Source organism: Neisseria subflava, assembly GCF_003044645.1.
GTDB classification, from domain to species: Bacteria; Pseudomonadota; Gammaproteobacteria; order Burkholderiales; family Neisseriaceae; genus Neisseria; species Neisseria subflava_B.
In genome coordinates this window covers 49,562-75,293 of the sequence record NZ_POXL01000006.1, presented here as the reverse complement: position 1 = coordinate 75,293, position 25,732 = coordinate 49,562, and the positions used below count along the sequence as shown (strand labels likewise).

The 25,732-nt window shown below is 48.3% G+C and carries 33 protein-coding genes; 27 read left to right on the top strand and 6 right to left on the bottom strand.

The window, feature by feature from the left end; all coding sequences use genetic code 11:
- Positions 1–10 precede the first annotated feature (10 nt).
- The 26 genes from DBY97_RS07790 (at position 11) to DBY97_RS07665 (ending at position 19,066) form a co-directional block, all read left to right on the top strand.
- Positions 11–403, top strand: a complete 393-nt coding sequence (locus tag DBY97_RS07790) for a hypothetical protein (protein WP_107697293.1) — start codon at positions 11–13, stop codon at positions 401–403.
- A 16-nt stretch (positions 404–419) separates the two neighbouring features.
- Entirely contained in the window at positions 420–995 is a 576-nt protein-coding gene (locus DBY97_RS07785; protein WP_107697292.1) for a YcbK family protein, read from the top strand.
- A gap of 6 nt (positions 996–1,001) precedes the next feature.
- Positions 1,002–1,958 carry a hypothetical protein gene (locus DBY97_RS07780; protein ID WP_107697291.1) on the top strand — a complete coding sequence of 319 codons (957 nt, stop codon included), beginning with the start codon at positions 1,002–1,004 and terminating at the stop codon, positions 1,956–1,958.
- Positions 1,959–2,178: 220 nt separating this feature from the next.
- Positions 2,179–2,679: a DUF3577 domain-containing protein gene (locus DBY97_RS07775; protein ID WP_107697290.1), complete on the top strand. Its 501-nt coding sequence runs from the start codon at positions 2,179–2,181 to the stop codon at positions 2,677–2,679.
- Between the two features lie 132 nt (positions 2,680–2,811).
- Entirely contained in the window at positions 2,812–3,090 is a 279-nt protein-coding gene (locus DBY97_RS07770; protein ID WP_107697289.1) for a hypothetical protein, read from the top strand.
- Positions 3,087–3,218, top strand: coding sequence for a hypothetical protein (locus tag DBY97_RS11575; protein ID WP_283120754.1), 132 nt, complete (start codon positions 3,087–3,089; stop codon positions 3,216–3,218). Before DBY97_RS07770 ends, DBY97_RS11575 begins: the two co-directional genes overlap by 4 nt.
- 1,054 nt (positions 3,219–4,272) lie before the next feature.
- A complete protein-coding gene (locus DBY97_RS07765) occupies positions 4,273–4,620 on the top strand; it encodes a hypothetical protein (protein WP_107810878.1) in 348 nt (115 codons plus the stop codon).
- Positions 4,621–4,700: 80 nt separating this feature from the next.
- The gene (locus DBY97_RS07760) at positions 4,701–5,207 is read left to right on the top strand and encodes a DUF3275 family protein (protein ID WP_107697287.1); all 507 of its coding nucleotides are present in this window, start codon (positions 4,701–4,703) and stop codon (positions 5,205–5,207) included.
- Between the two features lie 9 nt (positions 5,208–5,216).
- Complete coding sequence (locus DBY97_RS07755; protein ID WP_107697286.1) at positions 5,217–5,810, top strand: hypothetical protein; 594 nt, start codon at positions 5,217–5,219, stop codon at positions 5,808–5,810.
- Positions 5,811–6,054: 244 nt separating this feature from the next.
- Positions 6,055–6,396 carry a hypothetical protein gene (locus DBY97_RS07750; protein WP_107697285.1) on the top strand — a complete coding sequence of 114 codons (342 nt, stop codon included), beginning with the start codon at positions 6,055–6,057 and terminating at the stop codon, positions 6,394–6,396.
- Between the two features lie 156 nt (positions 6,397–6,552).
- Positions 6,553–7,188 (top strand): hypothetical protein, encoded by a 636-nt coding sequence (locus DBY97_RS07745; RefSeq protein WP_234394535.1) that lies wholly within the window; start codon positions 6,553–6,555, stop codon positions 7,186–7,188.
- Between the two features lie 15 nt (positions 7,189–7,203).
- Entirely contained in the window at positions 7,204–7,524 is a 321-nt protein-coding gene (locus DBY97_RS07740; RefSeq protein WP_107697284.1) for a hypothetical protein, read from the top strand.
- Positions 7,525–7,642: 118 nt separating this feature from the next.
- Positions 7,643–7,831 (top strand): hypothetical protein, encoded by a 189-nt coding sequence (locus DBY97_RS07735; RefSeq protein ID WP_107697283.1) that lies wholly within the window; start codon positions 7,643–7,645, stop codon positions 7,829–7,831.
- 234 nt (positions 7,832–8,065) lie between these two features.
- Positions 8,066–8,392 carry a hypothetical protein gene (locus tag DBY97_RS07730; protein ID WP_107697282.1) on the top strand — a complete coding sequence of 109 codons (327 nt, stop codon included), beginning with the start codon at positions 8,066–8,068 and terminating at the stop codon, positions 8,390–8,392.
- A 29-nt stretch (positions 8,393–8,421) separates the two neighbouring features.
- Positions 8,422–8,757: a hypothetical protein gene (locus DBY97_RS07725; RefSeq protein ID WP_159068517.1), complete on the top strand. Its 336-nt coding sequence runs from the start codon at positions 8,422–8,424 to the stop codon at positions 8,755–8,757.
- 77 nt (positions 8,758–8,834) lie between these two features.
- Entirely contained in the window at positions 8,835–11,315 is a 2,481-nt protein-coding gene (locus DBY97_RS07720) for a DEAD/DEAH box helicase family protein (RefSeq protein WP_107697280.1), read from the top strand.
- A gap of 107 nt (positions 11,316–11,422) precedes the next feature.
- Entirely contained in the window at positions 11,423–11,629 is a 207-nt protein-coding gene (locus DBY97_RS07715; RefSeq protein ID WP_107697279.1) for a hypothetical protein, read from the top strand.
- 229 nt (positions 11,630–11,858) lie between these two features.
- Complete coding sequence (locus tag DBY97_RS07710) at positions 11,859–12,137, top strand: hypothetical protein (RefSeq protein ID WP_107697278.1); 279 nt, start codon at positions 11,859–11,861, stop codon at positions 12,135–12,137.
- A gap of 614 nt (positions 12,138–12,751) precedes the next feature.
- The gene (locus DBY97_RS07700) at positions 12,752–13,870 is read left to right on the top strand and encodes a DUF6094 domain-containing protein (RefSeq protein WP_107697276.1); all 1,119 of its coding nucleotides are present in this window, start codon (positions 12,752–12,754) and stop codon (positions 13,868–13,870) included.
- A gap of 82 nt (positions 13,871–13,952) precedes the next feature.
- Positions 13,953–14,291, top strand: coding sequence for a hypothetical protein (locus tag DBY97_RS07695; RefSeq protein ID WP_107697275.1), 339 nt, complete (start codon positions 13,953–13,955; stop codon positions 14,289–14,291).
- A gap of 226 nt (positions 14,292–14,517) precedes the next feature.
- Entirely contained in the window at positions 14,518–15,288 is a 771-nt protein-coding gene (locus DBY97_RS07690) for a hypothetical protein (RefSeq protein ID WP_234394534.1), read from the top strand.
- Between the two features lie 107 nt (positions 15,289–15,395).
- Positions 15,396–15,878 (top strand): hypothetical protein, encoded by a 483-nt coding sequence (locus DBY97_RS07685; RefSeq protein ID WP_234394533.1) that lies wholly within the window; start codon positions 15,396–15,398, stop codon positions 15,876–15,878.
- A 179-nt stretch (positions 15,879–16,057) separates the two neighbouring features.
- Entirely contained in the window at positions 16,058–16,807 is a 750-nt protein-coding gene (locus DBY97_RS07680; protein ID WP_234394532.1) for a hypothetical protein, read from the top strand.
- Positions 16,808–16,915: 108 nt separating this feature from the next.
- Complete coding sequence (locus DBY97_RS07675; protein WP_107697273.1) at positions 16,916–17,503, top strand: hypothetical protein; 588 nt, start codon at positions 16,916–16,918, stop codon at positions 17,501–17,503.
- 215 nt (positions 17,504–17,718) lie between these two features.
- A complete protein-coding gene (locus DBY97_RS07670; RefSeq protein WP_107697272.1) occupies positions 17,719–18,498 on the top strand; it encodes a hypothetical protein in 780 nt (259 codons plus the stop codon).
- Positions 18,499–18,586: 88 nt separating this feature from the next.
- Complete coding sequence (locus DBY97_RS07665) at positions 18,587–19,066, top strand: hypothetical protein (protein WP_107697271.1); 480 nt, start codon at positions 18,587–18,589, stop codon at positions 19,064–19,066.
- A 156-nt stretch (positions 19,067–19,222) separates the two neighbouring features.
- On the opposite strand, the gene DBY97_RS07660 is transcribed toward DBY97_RS07665, so the two are convergent.
- The 6 genes from DBY97_RS07660 to DBY97_RS07630 form a co-directional block, all read right to left on the bottom strand.
- Complete coding sequence (locus DBY97_RS07660; RefSeq protein WP_000480968.1) at positions 19,223–20,059, bottom strand: aminoglycoside O-phosphotransferase APH(6)-Id; 837 nt, start codon at positions 20,057–20,059, stop codon at positions 19,223–19,225.
- On the bottom strand, positions 20,059–20,862 hold the full coding sequence (gene aph(3'')-Ib, locus DBY97_RS07655) for an aminoglycoside O-phosphotransferase APH(3'')-Ib (protein WP_001082320.1): 804 nt from the start codon (positions 20,860–20,862) through the stop codon (positions 20,059–20,061). The genes DBY97_RS07660 and aph(3'')-Ib overlap by 1 nt, the downstream gene beginning before the upstream one ends.
- A 60-nt stretch (positions 20,863–20,922) precedes the next feature.
- Positions 20,923–21,738 carry a sulfonamide-resistant dihydropteroate synthase Sul2 gene (gene sul2, locus DBY97_RS07650; protein ID WP_001043260.1) on the bottom strand — a complete coding sequence of 272 codons (816 nt, stop codon included), beginning with the start codon at positions 21,736–21,738 and terminating at the stop codon, positions 20,923–20,925.
- 307 nt (positions 21,739–22,045) lie between these two features.
- A complete protein-coding gene (gene repC, locus DBY97_RS07640; protein ID WP_051975767.1) occupies positions 22,046–22,855 on the bottom strand; it encodes a replication protein C, IncQ-type in 810 nt (269 codons plus the stop codon).
- Positions 22,856–22,970: 115 nt separating this feature from the next.
- Entirely contained in the window at positions 22,971–23,831 is an 861-nt protein-coding gene (locus DBY97_RS07635) for a broad-spectrum class A beta-lactamase TEM-1 (protein ID WP_000027057.1), read from the bottom strand.
- A gap of 182 nt (positions 23,832–24,013) precedes the next feature.
- Positions 24,014–24,571 carry a recombinase family protein gene (locus DBY97_RS07630; RefSeq protein WP_001235713.1) on the bottom strand — a complete coding sequence of 186 codons (558 nt, stop codon included), beginning with the start codon at positions 24,569–24,571 and terminating at the stop codon, positions 24,014–24,016.
- Positions 24,572–24,886: 315 nt separating this feature from the next.
- On the opposite strand from DBY97_RS07630, the gene DBY97_RS07620 reads away from it, so the two are divergent.
- Positions 24,887–25,591 carry an IS6-like element IS26 family transposase gene (locus DBY97_RS07620; protein WP_001067856.1) on the top strand — a complete coding sequence of 235 codons (705 nt, stop codon included), beginning with the start codon at positions 24,887–24,889 and terminating at the stop codon, positions 25,589–25,591.
- The last annotated feature ends 141 nt before the right edge of the window (positions 25,592–25,732 follow it).

Below are 25,732 nucleotides of genomic sequence, written 5' to 3'. Positions count from 1 at the left end.
GGATTAATACATGAATATGAAAAAAATCTTTATTTTAGCCGTAACTGCAGGTGTATTGACTGCTTGTTCTACTAATCCTGACGGCAGTATCAACTGGGCTGATAATCCGGTTGAGCGTGCTGCTCAAAAAATCAATGCAGGTATTCAGGGAACCAATGCGGCTCTGGACACTGTGGCAGGATCCGGTTCGAAAACCGGTAAGAAGAAAACAGGCAACCCTTTGGATGAACAAGTCTATGCTGATATGAAAATTACATATCGAACCCTGTTGGATTTAGGCTATATCCGTAAAAACCCTGATTATCCTAAAAATGCTTCTGAGCCTTACGTCTTTACGTCGTTGAACTGCAGTAAAGACAAACAGTGTTTCCGTAATACAAGAATGATTGCACCTCGCCCTTAATATTTTGGAGCTTAAGATGACGAGAAGGGATTTTCTTGCCAAAGCTCTGCAATCAGCCACGGCAGTTTATACAACCGGGGTTGCAGGACTTCTTTTCTCTGATGAAGCTTTTGCTTTGTCGGCCGATAATGGTTTTTGGCAGCGTGACCGTTTAATTTATTTCAGACGTTCTGATACTGGAGAACAAGGCGTAATACAGCATTTTTCTAAAGAAAACGGTTATCTTAAAGAGGGATATCGAAAAGCCTGCTGGCACCTGAGAGATGTTAAGGACGGCAATGCCGTCACACAGATTGATGTACAACTGCTTAATTTACTGTATGCGATACAGGAATGGGCAAGAATGGCAGGGAAAACCAATCCACTGATTACCATCAATAGTGCCTATCGGACAGCACGCAGAAATGCACATATAGAGGGTGCAGCTTTAAATTCCATGCATATTCATGGTAAAGCTGTCGATATTACCGTACGCGGTATTGAGAATTGGCAGGTTGCCGAGATGGCTAAACATTTCAATGGTGGCGGAGTAGGGCATTACAATACCTTTACCCACGTTGATACAGGCCGTCTAAGGGAATGGAGAGGATAACCGGATATGGAACTTATAACCGATTTGACACAACGGGAGTATATTCCTGCCAACATGGTTTCGGCAGTTGAGTGGTTAAGTAGCCTGAAAGTTGATTTGGACCGATACTATCGTTCTGATTGGGGAAAGGATTTTGTCGGAGATGTTCTAAATACCAATTTGACCTGTCCAATGTTCCCATTTGAATTTTTATCCCGTATTATCCCGTTTCTTTTGCTTGCTTCTAAAGAAACGACAAATTATCCGGCTTATGTCTCTCCTTTTCGGGTTATAGGTGCCAGCATTCACGGTTATCCGGAAGATATTCGTGAAGATGAAGTCAAAGAGCGTATCCATAAGTATTCATCATGTTTCAGTAGTGACAATTTAAGCTGCTACATGTACTTTAAACCGCTGGGATTTATTGCTGCTCATGAAGGGAAAAATAGGGTTGCGTTTATGCGCAAGCACCAACAGTCAAAACTCGCGGCTAATATCAGTGAATACGGTTACCCGGAACCGGAACGGATTAAATTGGTTTGTCGGCAAACCGCACATGAAGCACAATATTGGGCTGTATTGGATGGCAAACTCATACAAAAGGTTATGTTTCCTAGTTTGACAAAACGTATTATGGGAGATTACGGTGTCCAAACGGTCGGATGGCGGGATATTTTTCAGGCATACGGTTATGGTGTTATAGACAAGGAAAACAGCGAGGTATATGAAATGCCTTGGATGATCGGTGTGGGCGGGTTTTATGAATCCTCAAAATCTCTTTGGACGGGATTATCGAGTGATATGTTGTTTTTCCTGTTGTTGGAGCAGGCATTTGAAGAAACAAACAGTACCGGCACTCCCCAAACTATTGTTGAATTGGCAAAAATCTTTGAAAAGGCCAAAACAATTAGTGCTCATCATGAAAAACGATTGAAAAAGCCCCGCTGGGAGTTACTAAAAGATATATTTTTAGGAAGTTACTAATCAGAGTAAAAATTAACTGATTGTCTTGACAATGGATTTCAAATCATCCAATATAAAACTGTTTTATGTGTTTTGTACTTTACACTAAACAAAAGTACGGTATGTTGCCATTCACGCATACACCCATTTACTTGGGCATGGCTTTTTATTTAACCCTCTTGGGGATACTCATCCCCAAAGGGCATGGTGTATCCCCTTAATTTATTTATGGAGATATATCATGCAAACTAGCAAAACTGAAAAAACTTACTTCAACCTGACATGCGACGGTGTTGGCTATCTAAATCGCCCACGCTGGGTTGAAAGCAAGAAAAGTAAATATATTGCCTGCACCATTCAGGCACTTCGTGGTGACGAAGAAGACAAAACCCGCTTTGACGTTCGCGTTGTTGGCGGACAAGCACAGAAGGTTTTTGAAGATTTATTGAAAGCCTACCCTGATTTGCTGTCCAATGACTACAAAAAACGTCCAACCGTTACTATCGGTTTCCGTATCGGCGATATTTACGCAAAAACGTATGAAGCTGAGGATCGGGAAACAGGAGAAAAAATCCTGACACCGACCATTGACGGCCGTCTGATCAGAATCAAATATCTGAAAGTACGGGGCGAAATGTTTTATCGTGACGAACCTAATGCCAATCAAGAGGCAGATTCCGCTGCTGATAATACTGTTCCAGAACAGTCTAATCAGGGAAATTATGGTTCACACCGCGAATAACCGACAGTAATTGCTGTCTTTGAAGCGAAAGTCCTAGGACTTTCGCTTTGCTATTTTCCCGCCGGGATAAACACTATCCCGTAGGGACTTGTGTTTATCCCGGCTTTTTAATTCATTTTACAAAGGATAAACATGAGAAGATTATTCAAACGCGCAACAGATCGGGTTGCTGGTTTTTACAAATTGTATCGAGTTTATATCTATTCTATTCTGGATAAATATGAACTGACAGAAAAACAGATTGATTTCATCACTTCTAGGCTGGAGCTTCTGGGAGGTGCGGCAGTTGCACAATTTGCTGTATTTCCTTTAAAGGCTGAATGGCCAAGCATGTTGGCCTGCATTGCCAGTTTAGGATTCTGTGCTACAATTTGGTTGACAACTTTCATCATGAAAGGATATAAAAAATGAATGTATTTACCGTAGTTTTTACTGCTCTCGTCGGCGTTGTGACTGTGTCAATGGTTGCCTTTATCTTCATTGAGGGTAAACGAGCGATGAAAGAAAAGGAAGAACGTGAAAAGCATTCTGTGAAATAAGTAACCCGAAATTTAAAAACCTGCGCTTCAGCGTAGGTTTTCCATAGAAATTTTATGAGAGATTTCTCCGGAAAGCCTACTGTCTCTTGATAAAAGATAATTCTATCGGTTACAATTCAAGATAAGCGGTAATTATGTACGAACACCCTAATTCGTACCGCCTTTATAGGCGAGGGTTGTGTAACACTTCTAAAATAAAAAATAAAATTTTTATATCTTTCTGGCAGTTGTCCAAATGAAATTTAAATTAAATAAGTTCCATTCGGACAACTGCTAATCTGCACCCATCTATGAATTCTCTGCACAAAATAATATACAGGTACGACCGGCCTTTAATCGGACGCGCTTTTTATCTTGTTTTTTTGTCGATACCGGCCTCTCACGAGACGGTATCCGCAAGTAAGCAAATCGTTCCTTAACAAATTGGATTCTATTTATTGCTGCAGCCGTTTTATTACGGCTGCCCGACCTTATTTAGGTCTTTTTTTATTTTGCATAGCAAAGGAAAGGTAAGCCTGTATCAGCAGGCTTATCAGAGCCATCTGATACAGTAGGTTCCGATAAGCAAGTTTCCCACAGCCTGACTAGCTATATCAGTCTTGATGTCGCCGTTAAACAGCATCTGCCATATTCGTATGGCCACGGTTTTTTTTTCTAACTATTTTTCCAACGGAGATGTCAATCCTGAGGAAAACAGTAATCTCGTTTCTCCCACGGAAACCGGTTTACTGCATCTATAAACGGAGTACATGACAGCTTTGCTTTTGCGCAACACTGGATGCTGTTCCGTATACCGCATCCCTTGCCCCTGTTGCAGAGCAGGGTGGTATTCCGTTAAGCGCCGTGTGTTCAAAGATGCGGCTATTGCCCGCTGCGAGCGGGTTTACCAAAGGTCGGAGCTTTTGGTAAACCTATTTCACAGCTGAAAGACTGCCTTCTTTCTCTGCATTGCCGTTAAACAGTGCAAACCTGGTTCATCAGGTACGGCCTTTTCTTTCAACCCATCGGGGCACCTTCCCCGGCGGGTTTGGTGTCCCTTTTTTTGGAGTGCACCATGTTTCATTTCTTTTCCCGCCGAAATACCGGCGATCTCCCCATCAAATCTGCGGAAATCCGCAAAGGTATGGTTCTGACTCATCTGCCCACCGGCACGCGCCGCACAGCGGTATATGTTGCATCAAGCAGACTGCTTTTGATAGACGACTACGGACACCTGTTCAGGCCGTCTGAAAAAGAGCTAGCACAGCAATACTGCCTGCGCGGCTACAAACTCCGCTGCGGCTTCGAAATCGAAGCCCTGTGGAAGAAAGCCAGTCAACTGCATCAGGCCGACAAACGCCTGCTGACACGTTTGGGCTTTCGGCTGAACCCTGAAACCATCCGTCGTTCTCTGGCAGCCTGATCAAACTTTCAAATTTTTCTATTCAACCCTATGGGGATATACCCCATCAGGGCGGTATATCCCTTTTTTGGAGATATACCATGTCTATTAATATCCCAGGCACCTTAACGGTGCAAATCATACAGGGTCGTCGAGGCCCTTTCAAAACGGCCAAATTGGCCACCTCTATCGGCACTTTCGATGTCAAAAATCCGGTTTTAAAACAGTTCGAGCCTGGTGAATACCAGGGAAACTTCATTATTGAACAGCTCAAAGTTAAGGCTTATGAGTGGGGTGGTGGTGCCACCTCTTACTTAGATGCAGCTCTTGACTGGCAACATCTTGCAGATTTTGCCCAAGAATGCGGCTTTTCAGATGAACAATCTAATCATGCTTCTACTTTTGATCCTGTTTCTGAAAACGGCATTGAATTGCCAGAATTTGCCGAATCTGTCGAACAGGTCGAGCAGATGATTGAAGACAGATGGTCACATATCAGGTTCGGTGAGTACATTCTTGCTGATCGTGAGGATTTAAGAAATGTCGTCTCGATTGTACGTGAGGCTGGCTATTCCTATGATCCTCGTGAAAAAACTTGGTATATCTAGGAGGTCAGAATGCTTTATCTCACTTCCAGAAACAACCTTATGGCTGATGCCTTCTTCATTTGGGACCGACAGTTGATGTTCGCTTCACTACACGGCCGAGATGCGGACATGTTGTCCTTTCAGGCGCAGCTGCAATCTTCGCAGGGTTACGGATACGACAGACTGGGTTTCAGACGGCCTGACGATTCCCTGTCCTGTCCGCGTCTGACAACTGCAGAGTGTTTTATCAATCTGAGTAAACACATAACAAAGTACCCGACCCATAATTACGGTTCGGTGACACATATGTTTTTGCATACGGAGTGTTTGATACAACCCGATCGTGATGTGAAAACCGGTTGGGTGATGTTGGATGATGTTACAGCTGATTTAGACAAAGCAGCTTGGAAGTTGGTACAGCAGCTTTCCGACATCCCGTTGTTGGATCATTGGCAGTACCCGGTGTTATCTGAGCTTTCCTCAGATAATTCTGTAATACGCTTCCCATCTGAAATTGGCGAAGAGTATGCCGCTGTCGGTGTACAGGCTGTTAAAGTGACCGTTCCTGAAGATTTTGATGTGCGATTGACCGCAATGCTTCAAAGTGGCCAACTACAACCATGATCTAAAGCCCCTAGCGGGCTTTTTCAGATGATTTGAAATTCAGGTCGTCTGAAAAAGTCAGTTGGACTGAGTTATTTCAACAGCTGACGGACTGTTTCTTCCGTCTTGGATACTGCTGCTGAAATTATCCAATCGCACTGCGATTGTAGCTCTTTTTTAACCCACTATTTTATTTTTTAACCCTGACGGGAACGCTTTTCCTGTTGGGGAAACCGTTTCCTGTCACTTCCTGAAAGGAAACAAAATGTCTCAACTGATCGAAATCATTGAAAATGCTTCGAAACACTTTAGTAATATTGAAATATTTAACCCAAAGGGCAAAGATCTGATCTTTAAAGGAATTGAGTTGGTGAAGCTCACCAGTTCATCTGAAAATCCTATCCAAGGTTTGCCGGAAGGCGAATACATTACCATCTATATGACTGACAAAAATAAGTTTATAGTTTTTGACAGTCGGAAAAATGAGATGGAAGGACCTTTGGTCATTAATGATAGACATAGTCTAGCATTTGGTTTTTACGGATACGATCGTGTCGCTAAGGCACTTTATCGCCTGCTTACGATTGATGCTTACAACTATGTCTAGATGATTGTTCTGGCATCGGCCTTTTAAGCAACCCATAATCCCACCACAGTATGAACTGCCGGTGGGATTTTTATATCCGTCCGAGACGGACATTTTTTAACCCTGTGGGGATACGTCTCCGACAGGGGATGTTTTCCCCTGTTTTTGGAGACTGTTATGATAATTTGTTACAACGTTTACGAAAAAACCGCCTATTTGCGTACATGCGATTTTCGTGCAGAATTTCTTTTTGAGGACGAGAAAACTCGTCGAGAAACTCGTGTTCTTTTACCCGAAGCCCGTTTTGGACGCTATGCGTATCTTTCAGGTAAATGGTTGTTAGAGGATGCCAGTGTGTCAACCAAATTGACCATGGAACTCAGACTGCCAATTGCCTGGAAGGACCTCGGTTATTACGAATTTAGGCAAGCTGTAAGTCAAATGGCAACTGACTGGCTGGAACAACGTATTTGTGAATTGGAAAATGATTTTACAGAAGTCATTTACGATCCTGATACGGTGTTTCAACAGCAAGATGTACGAGACATCCTGCTTGGAACGTACAATTACGGCGGTGCTCAGATAATGCGAAATGTGGTTCTCTCGTTCTATAGGGGCGAACCCGTCGAGCTGGGTACGGTGACACAACTGGATCGGAAGCATTATGCGATTTTCCAAGCCATACTTGCCCATTACCGCAAACACCGTGAAAGTGAACAACTTCGCGAGATAGTAGGCGAAATGAACCGTATGAAGGCTAAAAAGGTGCGAGCCCAAAATGCCGAAGAGACTGAAGAAGACTTACCTTTTTGATGGAGTAACGTGGTTATGAATATTTCCAAACCCGAAAATGAAGATCTGCGGATTGCCGGCGAATTCATCGGTATGATGAATCTGGTCGCACAAGGATACAATCCTTTAAAAAAAGATGAGTCCGATGAATTCATAATGTTGGAAGATGAGGACAAAGATAAAGTTTTGGATGCTTTGTGCGAAAAATTCAACAACTGTGATTTGGATTGGCTATTTTGCGTTTTGGGTGTTCTACTTTCACCTAATGCGGGCGTTATTGATCAAGAGTCAGATATCTTGGTCATCCATCCCCGGCAGATACCGGCGGATGGTAATGCTGAAAAATCCGAAGGCTGATTCTTTTTTTAACCCGAGCGTTTACATTCATGTGTAAACGGATCCATTTACCCCCAATAGGGATACCGATATCCCTATTGGGGGTAAGGTATCTCTAAGATGTTTTAGGAGATACACAATGCAATATATCAAGGAAATGACTGTCGAAATTCGGATTACGAAGGAGGGCAGTGTTTATGGCTGTGATGTGGTCAATACCAGCGGCGAATTAATATTCGGATCAGACCCGGAATTTGATACCGTTAAGGAGGCACTGACATTTTCCCTATCTCAACCGGAGGTTGGGTTATGTGGTGAGTCCAGTTAAGCCAGATATGATGTAACCCTTATTCTACCTGCCTTCGGGCAGGTATTTTCAGACGACTTTAGTAAGGTCGTCTGAAAATACCTGTTTACAGGCCGGCAGTCCTTATCTGCCACCCGCGTACTGCCGTTATCCATTGCGCACGTCCTTCCGGGCGGACGGCTATTTTTATCAACCCTGTGGGGATACGTCATTCCCTAGGGCATGGCATATTCCCTATTACTTGGAGCTTATGCCATGCACGCATTACCCTTAATTCGCCAATTCAGCGAAACCCGAATCAAACCGAAACTCAACGAAGGTAAAACCTTGGACATCGGGTTGATGTATAAGAAAGCCAATAATGCTGCCGAACGTGGCTATTATTTGCATGTACGAGAACTTATCAGAGAGGGACTATTCGTCAGATATATTCTTTTCAAATCCCCATACCTGGAACTGCAACTGAACACCGTTTCCCGAAAATCGGCTAAAGCGGAAGAACAGGCATTTAGTATTCTGAAAAGTTTGGTGGATTCTGACCGTCTGAAATCCGCACTGGAAAACGCCGGCTTTACCTGTTGATTCCTATTTTCGAACACTAGGAGAGCAATATGCACACAATGAGCAGAATGGTGGCTGTTTCTTCGGTAACAGTTTATGTATATTCGTCGGAAACACCGTTGAAACAGGCGGATATAAACCTGCTTGCCCCTAGCGGTCGGATCCGCATCACTGCCGAAGTGGAAACCGACGCAAACGCAGATATTATCTGCGAGAGTTTACGCATTACCGACCTCGCCAGTTCGGAACTGGTGAAGGAGGATGGTGAAATTATGCCACTGCCCAGCCTTGACAACCGTTTCTATAACGAGGCCGTTTATGCGGCAGCAAGCTCAGTTTATGGTATCGGTGTAGGTTTGGTGCAACTTCCCATCCAATACGAATAGTTTTCCCTTTTTTAAACCCCGACGGGGCAATTCCCCGTTGGCGGGGTTTTGCTCCGTTTTTTTTATAGGAGCATATGATGACATACCCCGCATCAAACGCTGAAGGACTCTTTCCCGATTTCGCAGAACTCGACCAGACTGTGAAACTGATGGAGGAGCATCAAAAGCAAATCATTGAAGACTTCAACCGAATTTTCCGCAAAGTGTGCGAGGAGGCCGAGAAGGCGCATGTAACTGGAACAGCCGAGGAAACCGCCGAAGCGGAGCAGTCGGATACCGACATGCCGCTGACTCAGTTTTTAGCCGAATTCGGCGAAAGCCTTTTTCAAGCAGTAACGGAGCAGAACCGACCCGTCTATCACGGACAAACCTATCCGGAGCTGGAGGAAGTGTTGGATGGTCTTGCCCGACCACTGTTCACGGCACAACGGGAAGTCGTCCGTGCCGTATTGCAGCAGTTGGTTGAGGAAGACAAACCCGCCGCCATTATCAATGCTGAAATGGGCACCGGCAAAACCATGATGTCCATCGCTGCAGCTGCTGCGGCCCATCGTGCAAGACTGGACCGCACCCTGGTACTCAGCCCGCCGCATTTGGTATACAAATGGCGGCGCGAAATCCTCAATACTGTCCCTGATGCCCGTGTGTGGATCCTCAACGGAGCCGATACATTGGCCAAGCTGCTACAAATCCGCGCCCTTGAACGAAAACCCGAAGTACCGGAGTTTTTTGTGATGGGCCGTGTGCGGATGCGCATGGGCTACCATTGGCGGCCTGCCTTCGCAGTACGCCGCCGGTGGATTCCGTCAGAAGGTGCATCTGAAGGCTATCCGGTAACGGAATACTACTGTCCGAAATGTGGAGGTGAAATCCGGGATGAGGAGAATAAACCGTATCTCAACGAAGGCCGTCTAAAAGACGTGCTGTCCAAAAACCGTCTTTTTTGCAAAAACATGCTCAACGACAAACGCTGCGGCGAACCGCTGTGGACGTTATGTCGGAAGGAGCAGGCGGAAGAGGGCGTTGCTCCAACGGTGTACGAGCGCGTACTCAAAACCATGACCACCTTGCCCGGCATCGGTCCCAAAACCGCTGCCAAAATCATCGGGATGTACGGCGAGCAGTATCTGGCCGGTCTCTTGGAAAACAACATTCAGGCGTTTTCCAATTTGATGGATGAAAATGGTGATTTTTTGTTCGACGACCGTCAGGCGGCGCGCATTGACCGGGATTTGGGCAAAGCGGAGTTCAGCCTCGGACGCGGCGGATACCAACCCACCGAATTCATCAAACGCTACCTGCCCAAGGATTTTTTCGGGCTGTTAGTGGTGGATGAAGGCCACGAGTACAAGAACTACGGTACGGCTCAGGGTCAGGCGATGGGCGTTTTGGCGCGTTGCTGCAAAAAAATCCTGTGTCTGACCGGTACCTTAATGGGCGGCTATGCGGAAGACCTGTTCTTCCTGTTATGGCGGCTTTGGCCACAGATGATGATTGAGGACGGATTCGGTTACAACAAGGGTAATACCTTGGGTTCTGCAAGTATGGCGTTTATGCGTAAGCATGGCGTACTGAAAGAAGTCGTCCGGCACCTTGGCAGCGAATACAGCAACGGATCGTTTACCAGCTCCAAGGCGGAACGCAGCAGTGTGCGAACCGCCAAGGCACCGGGGTTCTCCCCGTTGGGCATTATGCGGTATGTCCTGCCGATTACCGTGTTTTTGAAGTTGCGCGATTTGGGCGAAGGCGTTTTACCCGGCTATACGGAAGTTTTTCGGCCGGTGTTGATGACTCCAGACCAAGAGTCAGCCTACAAAATCATGGAAACTACGCTGCAAACGCATTTGAAAGCGGCACTCAGAAGCAGAGACAACACCCTCACGGGTGTGGTCATGAGTGCTTTACTGGCTTGGCCGGATTGCTGTTACAAAGCACAGGAGGTTTATTGGAAAAAAGAAGGCAAGGTACTCCATCGCACCGAACCGATGTTTGGAGAGGAGGAGATTTCTCCCAAGGAAGCCGATGTGCTGGAAGTAGTTAAAGAAGCCCTTGCCAAAGGCCGTAAATGCCTGGTTTACACTGTCTATACCGATACCCGGGATACGACAGGCCGTCTGAAAGAGATTTTCAAGCGGCACGGTATCAAGGCGGCGGTGATGAAGGCGACGGTCAAAGCCGATCAGCGGGAAGACTGGGTTGAAGACCGGTTGGCAGAAGGAGTGCAGGTGGTTATCTGTAATCCGGAGCTGGTCAAAACCGGTCTGGATTTGTTGGCATTTCCGACCATCTACTTCATGCAGACAGGTTATAACGTTTATACCCTGATGCAGGCTGCACGTCGTTCGTGGCGTATCGGTCAGAAGGAAGATGTAGAGGTTTATTTTGCCGGGTACAGCGATACCGCCCAGCAAATCTGCCTTGAGCTGATGGGTAGGAAAATTGCCGTGACCCAATCGACTTCCGGCGATATGCCGGATTCGGGTTTGGACATTCTCAACCAGGTCGAAGATTCGATCGAGGTCGAGCTGGCCAAACGTCTGATCGCAAAACATAATTGATGCTTTTGCATCCAACCCACGTCAAGTGGGTTTTTTCAGACGACCTCAACGCGAGGTCGTCTGAAAAAGCCTGTAACTTGGAATCTCATATACTGCAAAGGAAAACCATGAAACACTCTGCCGGTAGTTACATTTCGGATCTGAAAGTAATGCAATCCAATGCCGGATATTATGTCGGCAGGGATTACACTGAAAATTCATTTCCCGGAATGAAAATGCCTTTTTCACGCGAATCAGATTATTTCGCCACTTACGAACAGGCGCATAACTGTCTACAAATCATGAAACTGGAAATGTCCTTGGAAGGTCTCTGATATAACTATTTCAAACGCCGACAGTCGTTTTACTGTCTCGATGCTGCCGTTAAACATCATCATCCACATTCATGTGGCACGGCTATTTTTCAACCCCTCTGGCGGTGATATGTTCTCCGCTGGGGGATGTATCTCCGCCTATTTTGTAAAGGAGATACATTTATGTTGTACACAACCTCATCCGTTCCGGATGAAATCTATTTGATACAAACACATATGGTGGTAATATATGATTAAGAAGTTTTTGAAGATCATATTCCCATATGATTTGCCAGTATCAAAGAAGATCTTTGATTCTTGGGTTAAAATCCTAGATGATACGTCTAAAGCAGCTTTCTTAGCTGCCGGACCGTATTTTTGGATTGGCACCGGTAGTTTTACCCAGCGGTTTGTAAACACTTTGGTATTACTACTGGCCGCCTATGTGGCCCAAGTATTTATCTTTTACTTGGATAAATATGAATCAAAGATTGTCAAACAGGAACCCAAGGAAAGGGAAAAACCATGATCATGACCTACAGCTTACTAATTCTGATTGCCGTCATGTTGTTTGGTATCTTTAAGCTAGTGAAGTTTGGTGAATCACAGCAAGACACTAAAACACGAAATGACCGGTCATGTTAATGGGTATTCCCATCTCAATTTAAACAGAACGCTGATACGTTCCTTTTTAGATCAATCCGGCTTGTAGCCGCAAATCCCGCTGTTGCGTACGTCTTGTACGGCAGTGGGATTTTTCTTGGATGTTACGCGGTTACGTTTTTTTAATCGTATGCGTGTATTTGAACCACTTGTAGGAGGAAGACCTATTTTTTTTCGGAGAAAAAATGAGATATAGCAGAAACAAAGACTTCCAATATTTTGTACATCAACTGGTATCGGAAGGAGAGTGGTTATTCCTTCCCAAAAATGGCCGTAAGCACAGTGCATTGAAGCACCGGCTGACCGGTCGAAAAATTCCGATACCCGGATCGCCGGATCAGGATCCGCGCGGATTGCTGAATTTTAAATCCATGGTACGCCATATAGAACGCGGTAACACCATCGACTGAACCTTACTTTAACCCCTGCGGGGACTGTCCCGCACGGGGTGGTCTCCGTTTTTTTTGAATGGAGACCAATATGGAAACCAAAAATCATCTCATGCACCCCCGTGTCGCAAACAACCACCGCGACCACGGCTATTTCCCCACCGATAACGCCACACTGGCGCGTATAGCGGCCTGCCTGGATACTTCAGTTTCCGGCGGCACGCTACGTCTTTTTGACCCCTGCTGCGGTACGGGCGAGGCTTTGGCCACTATCGCGTCCACTCTACAGACTGAAGAAATCCGTTGCCAAACTTTCGGTGTCGAACTGGACAAAGGTCGGGCACAGGAAGCCGCAGGCCGTCTGAACTTTGTTGTCCAATCCGACATTGAAAACTGCACCATGCAGGCTTCAGCTGTCGGATTACTGTTCCTCAATCCGCCTTACGGTTTTACCGCTAAAGACAACCTCTCAAACCAACGCACCAAACGCCTAGAAGAACTCTTCTTTGCGCGTACCTTCGGCACTTTGCAGGCAGGGGGCGTGTTGGTGATGATAGTTCCGGAAGCCGCTCTGACGGAGCACCTAACAGGCGAAATCTCTTCCCACTGTACGGATGTCCGTATGATCCGCGCGGCGGTGGATACCTATAACCAACTGGTTATTTTCGGCATTCGACCGAAAAACAAAGCGTCCATAGGTAAGAAACTGGCGGACGCACAACAGCGGTTACTGATGGACTATGCCTCAGCTCCGGAAACGCTTCCGGCCGGCACCCCTGCATACTGTGTGCCGGAGGCTTCGGCCAAAGGGTTCCGCCCAATGAGCTTCAAGGTGGAACACGATGTGCTGGATGAGGAGCTGAAACAGTCTAAAAACCGTACCTTGTGGCCATCTTTCGGACAGCATTTCGGCACTTCTGCCGTATCTGCAGAGAAAAGGCGGCCCTTGTGTGCACTGGGTCAGTGGCATGCCGCGTTGGCACTGGCAGCAGGCCAGGTTAACGGGATCGTTACCTCGGCCGGCGGTCGCAGGTTATTGGTCAAAGGTTCGACACATAAAACCAAGGTCCAAACAAAGTCGGAGGAATACGACAGCAAAGACCGCCTGGTCGTGACGCTTACTTCGACCGACCGGTTTTCTCCGAGTATCCGCGCGGTCGATCTGACCGTCGGCTCTCCCGATTACGGTCGTGTCCTGACGATCAAGTGAACAGCCGTCAAATTTTTTTCTAACCCTGCCGGGTACGTCCCGCAGGGGGTGTATCCGGTTTATTTTTTGAAGGATATACCCTATGAACTCCATCAATTTGGCAGACTTGCCCGAAAATCTTCCCGTGCTTTTCCCTGTGGGCAGGGTGGTTTACACCCGCTCGCTCGACAACTGGGCGCAGGAAAACCTTCCGCGTGACCTCTACGAAAACAACCTCTATATCAAAATTTTATTGGACGCACATCAATGCGGCGTGTGGGATGACCTGCCGCCGGATGATGCCAAAACCAACCGTCTTGCCCTAAAGCCGGGCGAAGAAGGACGGATATTTTCTTCCTATACGGTTGCCGATCATAAAATCTGGGTAATTACCGAGTGGGACCGCAGCGTTACCACGTTTATGTTGCCCAGCGACTATTGATGCGGTGTATTACCGTAACACCTGCCTTCGGGCAGGTATTTTCAGACGACCTTGATTGAAGGTCGTCTGAAAATACCTGTCTTTACAGGCTGACAGACCTTATCTGTCTTGTGTCCTGCCGTTAAACATGACACGCATCCTTCGGGATGTACGGCATTTTCTTTTATCAACCCCTTGGGGACCGTACCCATGGGGAACGGTATCCCATTTTTTTAGGAGCAATACCGTGGAAAAAAATATTGAAACTTATATCGTATGGTTCAAAAAGGAGTTTGAAGTGGCTGGCAAGGCTGCTGAGGCCCTTAACGGACAGGTCATCTGTTATCCGTCTAACGACGAAAGCCTCACCGATAAGATCGGTTGCAAATTGGCCGAGCTGGGCTATTCCGCCAATCTGATCAGTGCCATCGTACCGGTGGCCGAATACGTCAGAATGGAAAACGAAATGGGATCTGTACCCAATATGACCGAAAACCGCCATACCGCCGCCGTATCCTTCTCCGTCATGAACGACCATGACGCGTGGACGGCATTGCTGCGTCAACCCGGATTCGCCGACATGTTGACAGATGACCAGGCTCAGGAGGTTTTCCAAAGCATTATGCGAGGCCGTGATGTCGGTTACAGCATGCTGATGGAGGCAGTGTTCGACAGCGGCATGCCTTACAACGACTGCTTTGTGCTGGTCCCCGTTCCGCAGATTGGCGGTTACGACGACATTGCCTACCTGCTTAAAGATGTGGAATACGGTCCGTCCAATCATATCGAACTCTTGGAACAGGTTGTTTCGGAAAAAACGGCAGCCTGGCTGTTCGAACGCAACGAAGCGACTGTGCTTCAATGGATGGAGGGAAACGGCTTAAATTGGGGTAATTTCACCGATTTGAACGCCTCCCGACCGGAATCAAAAGGCGAAGTCATCCATAAAGCCATCAAAAGCTGGGCTGTCGATACCGTCAGGCGTTATTTGAACAGCCTTCCACTGCAAAACTTTTAAACCATATAACCTAACTATGCAGAACGGAATATCCGTTCCTTTTTTCAACCCCGAGGGGCTGACCGCCCTTCTGGGCGGCAGTCACGTTTTTTTTGAGAGTATTTCTTATGCAAACCTACATCATTACCATGGATATGGAAAACGAACTGTCTGAAGCGGCTGCGAGTGCTTTGAACGGACGTTTTTTTGCCTGTCCACAAAATTATCAGGCAATTTGGGATCAGGTATCGGATTATCTGTCCGATAAAGGTTTTCCACACGGTATTGCCCAAGATGTCTTTGAAGCGGTCGAGTATTTCGCGCAAAACTTCCATTCGGAAAATTGGCCGTCCAAAGACCTTAACCTGTTCGCAGCGGCTGTATCGGTAGAGCATTCCGTTGAGGATCAAGGCTGCGCCGATCTGCTTCACCTGTTGAGAAACAAGGACGATATGGAAGCGTCTTTCGAAGATTATGTCGAAGACCTGACCGGTAAAGACCTGCAGTGGGTTTATGCCGCAATCGCGATGCAGTCAACCTTTGGCTGGCTGAAAGCAGAACCGACCTCTTTGACCTACTCGAAACACAGGAGAATCTGGCTGAAGTTGTAACCGTTTTGTGGGCCAAAGCCGTATTGGGAAAGTATTTCGTCAAATATGGCCGTAATAACCCAAGCAGTTCACAACTGGAAGCTGACGAAGCCGTATCAGCATAAACCTATTTTTCAACCCCACGGGGATATGTTCCCCGACGGGCGCGTATCCCTCTTTTTATCCTGAAAGGAAATATCGTGTCCGTTTCAAAATATTTCATGCTTCGCCCGTCCGCTTTGGACTGGGACTTTATCGAAAAACACTATCCCAATTACTACCGCAGTAACGCCATCCTCAAATCGGACGATATGAGTTACTGTCTTGGGGATATGGGTGATGTTCCCCGCGATACAGTAATTACAGAGGAAAGTTATAAGGCATTTGAAGAATATGCCGAAGACCTTGCCTATCGTGTCGAAAACGGCTTTGCCGACTTTATCGGCAGCGGTCTGACGTTGGGACAGACAGCCGATTATTTCGACGATTGGCTGTATGCTGTCGCCGTTCTCGAAGGAGAAGGTTGTATTCAGGTCAGTGAGGCGGTGCGCCTTTGGGCTGAGAAAATCTACAACACACCTTCAAAAGAGCGCAGACGATGGTACACCGGCAGACTGTCGTCTGATCCCAAGCCGTCTGATGCCGAACGTCTGTTGATTGAAGTGGCAAACTATATTGCCCTGAAATACGGTTTGGTCTTTGGCGAAAACGGGGAATCGGTCTTGGATGTGTTTGAAAACATCCTTCAGGCCCATTTATACCGTGAGGCAGAGCCTGGCTTTTCATTTCACCTCAAACCCGATCGTTTGGGCTTGTCCGTGACCGGCTACAGCAGGTATCTTCAGTTGCAGAGTATTGTGATCAGCAACGAGATGCCCATCGCAGCCGCACAGACACTGATTGACATTCTGATTTCCGGAAATGCACCGAATACGGTGGTTTCCGGTTGAAATCGTAACTTCTACCTGCCTTCGGGCAGGTATTTTCAATTATCAACCCCGAGGGGAACACAATCCCTACGGACAGTGTTCTCCGTTTTCTTTTTAAGGAGCAACATAATGCAAAACTTTATTGTATGGATGAATCCCGATAGGGAAGAATCGGCAGCTGCAGCAGCTAAATTAAACGGTGCTGTTTTGACTGCCCACACGGATGGTGCCATGGCCGCTATTAGACGTGAACTGAAAATATTTGGATTAGAGGCTGATTTAGCCGTCTTTGCCCAAACCTGTGAAGAGTTTGCCAAACAGGCTAATGCCGACATGGTTTGTATCAGCAGTAGCAATGGTGATGCTGTTGCAGCCGTCACTTACCTTGAGGACGGATACGCCGGTGAAGGCGTATCCGCCGTTGCCGACATGCGCTATCTGATGTCTGCCTATCGGCAGTATTTTAACCGTCCTGACAAAATGGTTATTTTTCAGGTGGCATTGCAGTATTTATCAGATGAAGACATTGCCTGGATTTTCCGCCGCCACAGCAATGCCATCATCGAGTGGCAGTCGAATGAAGGGCTGGGACTGTACGAGTTCAGTTTCAGTCTATCCGATGTTCTGACTGATGGTTGCCGCCATGTGCTGCGCGAAGTCGTCACCGGCTGGCTGCACCGCGAAATCCTGCCCGAACTGTACGCAGAGTCGGCATAACTTCCGTGCTTCTTTTCCAAGCCAGCGGGACCGTCGTTCCGCTTCCTGAAGGCAAAGTTACCGTTTCGGTTTCTTTGCCTTTTATCTAAAGCACCTGTCGTCTGAAATGTGCTCCGGATTCCCGGTGGCGACTCTTTTATCAACCCGGGCGCATGCCCATTAACCTGCGGGTTTCCTTATCCGCAGGGATAGGGATTCCTGCTTAGGAGCTTTATATGCCTAATTGGTGTAGTAACAGCCTTCATTTTGAAGGCAATCCCCAACGTATCGCTGAAGTTGCGGAACAAATTCTGATCAAAACCGACGATGGGTATCAATTTAGCTTTCAGCATATTGTACCCATGCCGGAGGAGCTGATTCTTCCTGAAGTGCCTGATAGTTACATGCAGCTGACCTGGCTTCAAATTGCTCAACAACCTGAAAAGAAGTTGATCAATTTGGAACAGGAAATGCTGGAACAGAGCGATAAATCCTTTTGGTCCGTTCAATATAGATTGCCGGATGAACTTTTCTCCGAATTAAAGCAATATTTTTCGGAAAAATTTGATTGGGACAATCTGACTGTTGGTGAAGTATTTACCCATTTTGAAGATAACGCTGAAGTCGCATCTCGTTTTCGTTACGATCAACAATTTGCCAAGCGTATTGCGGAAAACATCCGCCAATACGGTCATAAGGATTGGTATGACTGGCGAATGGCTAACTGGGGCTGCAAATGGGACGTAGATCCCGACTGCACTTTTGTGACGGTTGGGAAAAGCGACATCTGGATCAGCTGTGACACTGCCTGGGGTCCTCCGGATAGGCTTTATGAAGAAATCGCCAAACGCTTTCCTGACCTTGTCTTTGAAGCCAAATACTTGGAGGAGGGAATGTGGTTTGCGGGATCTTATGAAGGTCATGAAGGAGCATTGTTCGATTATCCGTGCACAGATGATGAAGTCCGTGACTTCGCTATCGAGCACTTTGGATGCGAATACGATGACGATGATTAAAGAAATTTGATTTCGTTAAACGTATTGGCAACTCATCCTGCGGGGACAACCCGCAGGGTTGTCTCCCGCTTTTTTATGGAGATTAAAAATGATTGATAATCAGGACAAAGGGGTCACTCAGGCTTCATGTGGAGCCCGATTCATCCTAAAACAGGAAAACGGTAAACGTATCCTTTACCTTAACCTGCCCGATGGTAGTAACGAATTGAATACCATTTGGCAGACGGACGAGTATGACTTCACCGTACCCGACTTAGAAGTCAGCATCGATGTTGAATCCCTTTACACTGCTGTTAGACTTTTGAACGAAAACCAGGGCATTTTGCACAGCATCAGCGCAAAATGCAGTGCGGATTCGTTCGGTTTCGAAGGAAAGTTGAGATACGAAAGATTGGATGTAAAGCCTTTCCCTATGAATTCTTTCTCTTATTATCTGGAGTTCTACAACGACTGGACAGGGACGCTGTATGAACTGGACTTATCACCGTTTCTGGAAGACTTTTTCGGAGAGTGTGATCCTGAATCCAAGCTTGAAGCCTGTTTGAGGCAGCATTTGTGTCTCAAATAATCTTTTTCAAAACCAACGGCCACTGATGTGGCCGTTTTTTTATCTTCATAGGGGTCGTTTGCGGGAGAGGGCGAAATCCTACGCTAAGGCTTTGGCCAACGATATTCTCCGGTAAGATTGATGTGTTCCCAGGGGATAGGAGAAGTCGCTTGATATCTAGTATGACGTCTGTCGCACCTGCTTGATCGCGGCCGCGATAGCTAGATCGCGTTGCTCCTCTTCTCCATCCGCGTTCCAAGCTGCGGAAAGGCACCCATAAGCGTACGCCTGGTCGAGCAGGCGACGCGGATCGACGTCCAGCGCACGAGAGAATGCGTCCGCCATCTGTGCAATGCGTCTAGGATCGAGACAAAGGTCGTCTCTGTCAGCCGGATCGTAGAACATATTGGCGGCGCCAAAGCCCACTTCACCGACCAGACCGACGGGATCTATCACCAGCCAGCCGCGACTGGAGAACATGATGTTTTCATGATGCAGATCGCCATGTAGCCCACGCAGTTCCGAGGCATTGCTCATCATTTGATCGGCTATAATCGCCGCGTGGACGTAGTCAGTTTGACAACCTGCGTTTTGATCATCGCGCGCCCGCTGAAACAAAGCTGCAAAGCGATCCCGGATCGGGAGAAGGGCAGAAGGCAGGGGTTCCTCAGATGCGGCATACAGCTTCGCCATTAGTTCCGCTGCAATTTCGGTCGCCTGGTAGTCGCCGTGCTCGGCAACGATGTGAGAGAGCATTCGCTCCCCGGCATATTCGAGCAACATCAGATTGTTCTCACGACCGAGCAACCGGACTGCTCCCCTCCCATTGCGCCATACCAGATAGTCGGCCCCGCGCAGTTCATCAGCAATGTCTTCTATAGGTTTCAATCCCTTGACGATTGCAGGAGTCCCGTCTGGCAATGAAACTTTCCAAACGAGGCTGGAAAAGGTGTCCGCAATGAGAACAGGTTGCGAAACGTGCCAATGAGCAGGAAAAACAGGCGGCATGAACATCAACCCCAAGTCAGAGGGTCCAATCGCAGATAGAAGGCAAGGCGTTCGCGGTCGGGGGCTTCGATCCCCAATACATTGAATAGGACAGCGAAGGCGCGCTCTGCTTCATCTGGCGCTGCCCAGTTCTCTTCGGCGTTAGCAATCATGAGTGCCAAATCGGCATAGCGATCTGCTGTTCCGAGCCGCCCAAGGTCGATCAGACCCGTGCATTGAAGAGTTTTAGGGTCCACCATGAAGTTCGGCATGCAGGGATCACCATGGCAAACAACCATATCGGTGCGCTCTTGGTCGAGCCGCACCGGTAGCTCTCGTTCGACACGAGCCAAAAGATCGAGCTGCGGCGTACTCTTGTCCTCGTCCGGTAAGAAGTCGGGATTGACGGCATTGCGGGACACCACATCAACGGCGCGTCCGAACATTCGCGACAGCCTGCGCTCAAACGGACATTGATCAACCGATAGGCTGTGAACAGCGCCAAGTTGCTGCCCCATTGACGGCCACGCTTTGAGCAAATCCGCTCCAGACAGATCAGCCGCCGGTACTCCCGGAATTGCCGTTATCACCAAGCATGCACCCTCCTGTTCCTCCTGCCAGTTGATGACCTCGGGGCAAGCCACACCTCGACCTTTGAGCCAAATGAGGCGGTCACGCTCTCCAGCGAGCTCACCGCGGCGGGAAGCAGGTGCGATTTTCGCGAAGGCATGCCCGTCACCACGTCGAAAAACAAAATCACCAGATTCTCCGCCTCTGACAGGCAACCAGTCAGAATGCGATTTACCAAAAAAAATATTAGTTCGATTCAATGGAGGTTCCTTCAGTTTTCTGATGAAGCGCGAATATAGAGAAATATCCCGAATGTGCAGTTAACGAATTCTTGCGGTTTCTTTCAGCGCCGCCAATACCGCCAGCCCGTCGCGCAAGGGGCGCGGCTCGTGTGTGCGGATGAAGTCAGCTCCACCTGCGGCGGCGGCAAGCTCTGCAGCGAGTGTCGCGGCCCCGACATCCCCCGGACCACGGCCTGTGAGCGCGCGCAGAAAGGATTTGCGCGAAACAGACAGAAGCACCGGCAAATCGAAGCGCAGCCGCAATTCATCGAACCGCGCCAGCACCGAGAGCGAGGTTTCGGGAGCAGCCCCCAGAAAAAACCCCATGCCGGGATCAAGGACAAGGCGGTTGCGTTTGATACCGGCACCCGTCAGCGCCGCGATGCGCGCGTCAAAGAACGCCGCAATGTGATCCATGATGTCGCCAGCGGGTGCCTCGCGCCGATCTGCCTGCCCGTCTTGCACCGAATGCATAACGACGAGTTTGGCAGATGATTTCGCCAATTGCGGATAGAACGCAGCGTCTGGAAAACCGCGAATATCATTGAGATAGGCCACACCACGCGACAAGGCATAGGCTTGCGTCGCGGGTTGATAACTGTCGAGCGAGACGGGAATGCCATCTGCCTTGAGCGCGTCCAGCACCGGCGCGATACGCGCGATTTCTGTGTCGGACGAAACAGGCGCGGCGTCGGGATTGCTGGATGCCGGACCGAGGTCGATCACATCTGCCCCCTCGGCCATCAGCTTACGCGCCTGCGCAATGGCTGCGTCTGGCGCCAGATACCGGCCTCCATCGGAGAAACTGTCCGAGGTTATGTTGACGATGCCGAAAATGATGAGCGATTTATTCATGGGGGCTTCTATAATAATAATAATCGAGCATGAGTCTCATACGGATGCTCGGGTCGAAAGGGAATCCCCAGGCGAGTAACCTGTTTGCGGTGATCCATTAGCTGCAGGAGCAGAATAGCATACATCTGGAAGCAAAGCCAGGAAAGCGGCCTATGGAGCTGTGCGGCAGCGCTCAGTAGGCAATTTTTCAAAATATTGTTAAGCCTTTTCTGAGCATGGTATTTTTCATGGTATTACCAATTAGCAGGAAAATAAGCCATTGAATATAAAAGATAAAAATGTCTTGTTTACAATAGAGTGGGGGGGGTCAGCCTGCCGCCTTGGGCCGGGTGATGTCGTACTTGCCCGCCGCGAACTCGGTTACCGTCCAGCCCAGCGCGACCAGCTCCGGCAACGCCTCGCGCACCCGCTGGCGGCGCTTGCGCATGGTCGAACCACTGGCCTCTGACGGCCAGACATAGCCGCACAAGGTATCTATGGAAGCCTTGCCGGTTTTGCCGGGGTCGATCCAGCCACACAGCCGCTGGTGCAGCAGGCGGGCGGTTTCGCTGTCCAGCGCCCGCACCTCGTCCATGCTGATGCGCACATGCTGGCCGCCACCCATGACGGCCTGCGCGATCAAGGGGTTCAGGGCCACGTACAGGCGCCCGTCCGCCTCGTCGCTGGCGTACTCCGACAGCAGCCGAAACCCCTGCCGCTTGCGGCCATTCTGGGCGATGATGGATACCTTCCAAAGGCGCTCGATGCAGTCCTGTATGTGCTTGAGCGCCCCACCACTATCGACCTCTGCCCCGATTTCCTTTGCCAGCGCCCGATAGCTACCTTTGACCACCATGGCATCAGCGGTGACGGCCTCCCACTTGGGTTCCAGGAACAGCCGGAGCTGCCGTCCGCCTTCGGTCTTGGGTTCCGGGCCAAGCACTAGGCCATTAGGCCCAGCCATGGCCACCAGCCCTTGCAGGATGCGCAGATCATCAGCGCCCAGCGGCTCCGGGCCGCTGAACTCGATCCGCTTGCCGTCGCCGTAGTCATACGTCACGTCCAGCTTGCTGCGCTTGCGCTCGCCCCGCTTGAGGGCACGGAACGGGGTCTGACGCTCAGTGGAACGAAAACTCACGTTAAGGGATTTTGGTCATGAGATTATCAAAAAGGATCTTCACCTAGATCCTTTTAAATTAAAAATGAAGTTTTAAATCAATCTAAAGTATATATGAGTAAACTTGGTCTGACAGTTACCAATGCTTAATCAGTGAGGCACCTATCTCAGCGATCTGTCTATTTCGTTCATCCATAGTTGCCTGACTCCCCGTCGTGTAGATAACTACGATACGGGAGGGCTTACCATCTGGCCCCAGTGCTGCAATGATACCGCGAGACCCACGCTCACCGGCTCCAGATTTATCAGCAATAAACCAGCCAGCCGGAAGGGCCGAGCGCAGAAGTGGTCCTGCAACTTTATCCGCCTCCATCCAGTCTATTAATTGTTGCCGGGAAGCTAGAGTAAGTAGTTCGCCAGTTAATAGTTTGCGCAACGTTGTTGCCATTGCTGCAGGCATCGTGGTGTCACGCTCGTCGTTTGGTATGGCTTCATTCAGCTCCGGTTCCCAACGATCAAGGCGAGTTACATGATCCCCCATGTTGTGCAAAAAAGCGGTTAGCTCCTTCGGTCCTCCGATCGTTGTCAGAAGTAAGTTGGCCGCAGTGTTATCACTCATGGTTATGGCAGCACTGCATAATTCTCTTACTGTCATGCCATCCGTAAGATGCTTTTCTGTGACTGGTGAGTACTCAACCAAGTCATTCTGAGAATAGTGTATGCGGCGACCGAGTTGCTCTTGCCCGGCGTCAACACGGGATAATACCGCACCACATAGCAGAACTTTAAAAGTGCTCATCATTGGAAAACGTTCTTCGGGGCGAAAACTCTCAAGGATCTTACCGCTGTTGAGATCCAGTTCGATGTAACCCACTCGTGCACCCAACTGATCTTCAGCATCTTTTACTTTCACCAGCGTTTCTGGGTGAGCAAAAACAGGAAGGCAAAATGCCGCAAAAAAGGGAATAAGGGCGACACGGAAATGTTGAATACTCATACTCTTCCTTTTTCAATATTATTGAAGCATTTATCAGGGTTATTGTATCATGAGCGGATACATATTTGAATGTATTTAGAAAAATAAACAAATAGGGGTTCCGCGCACATTTCCCCGAAAAGTGCCACCTGACGTCTAAGAAACCATTATTATCATGACATTAACCTATAAAAATAGGCGTATCACGAGGCCCTTTCGTCTTCAAGAATTTTATAAACCGTGGAGCGGGCAATACTGAGCTGATGAGCAATTTCCGTTGCACCAGTGCCCTTCTGATGAAGCGTCAGCACGACGTTCCTGTCCACGGTACGCCTGCGGCCAAATTTGATTCCTTTCAGCTTTGCTTCCTGTCGGCCCTCATTCGTGCGCTCTAGGATCCTCCGGCGTTCAGCCTGTGCCACAGCCGACAGGATGGTGACCACCATTTGCCCCATATCACCGTCGGTACTGATCCCGTCATCAATGAACCGGACTGCCACGCCCTGAGCGTCAAATTCCTTTATCAGTTGGATCATATCGGCAGTGTCGCGGCCAAGACGGTCAAGCTTCTTAACCAGAATGACATCACCTTCCTCCACCTTCATCCTCAGCAAATCCAGCCCTTCCCGATCTGTTGAACTGCCGGATGCCTTATCGGTAAATATACGGTTTGCTTTCACACCTGCGTCTTTGAGTGCTCTGACCTGAAGATCAAGAGACTGCTGACTGGTTGAGACCCGAGCGTAACCAAAAAGTCGCATAAAAATGTACCTTAAATCGAATATCGGACAACTCATGTCTATTATTACAAATTTACGATTTAATAGACATATTAATGTAACAGTTTTACGATGTCCGATAATTTATAACATTTCGGACGGTTGCAAAAATGTTACTAAATGCCCGTCAGGCAGGGAGGCCGATATGCCCGTTGACTTTCTGACCACTGAGCAGACTGAAAGCTATGGCAGATTCACCGGTGAACCGGATGAGCTTCAGCTGGCACGATATTTGGCACTGTTGCAAATAGTCGGTGGTGATAAACTTATCATCCCCTTTTGCTGATGGAGCTGCACATGAACCCATTCAAAGGCCGGCATTTTCAGCGTGACATCATTCTGTGGGCCGTACGCTGGTACTGCAAATACGGCATCAGTTACCGTGAGCTGCAGGAGATGCTGGCTGAACGCGGAGTGAATGTCGATCACTCCACGATTTACCGCTGGGTTCAGCGTTATGCGCCTGAAATGGAAAAACGGCTGCGCTGGTACTGGCGTAACCCTTCCGATCTTTGCCCGTGGCACATGGATGAAACCTACGTGAAGGTCAATGGCCGCTGGGCGTATCTGTACCGGGCCGTCGACAGCCGGGGCCGCACTGTCGATTTTTATCTCTCCTCCCGTCGTAACAGCAAAGCTGCATACCGGTTTCTGGGTAAAATCCTCAACAACGTGAAGAAGTGGCAGATCCCGCGATTCATCAACACGGATAAAGCGCCCGCCTATGGTCGCGCGCTTGCTCTGCTCAAACGCGAAGGCCGGTGCCCGTCTGACGTTGAACACCGACAGATTAAGTACCGGAACAACGTGATTGAATGCGATCATGGCAAACTGAAACGGATAATCGGCGCCACGCTGGGATTTAAATCCATGAAGACGGCTTACGCCACCATCAAAGGTATTGAGGTGATGCGTGCACTACGCAAAGGCCAGGCCTCAGCATTTTATTATGGTGATCCCCTGGGCGAAATGCGCCTGGTAAGCAGAGTTTTTGAAACGTAAGGCCTTTGAATAAGACAAAAGGCTGCCTCATCGCTAACTTTGCAACAGTGCCGGAGAAGAACGTCAACAGATTGACCCGCGCAGTATACCCTATTCCCGGTGGTTTGCATTTACTGCACTCATGGCGTAATATTTAACCGT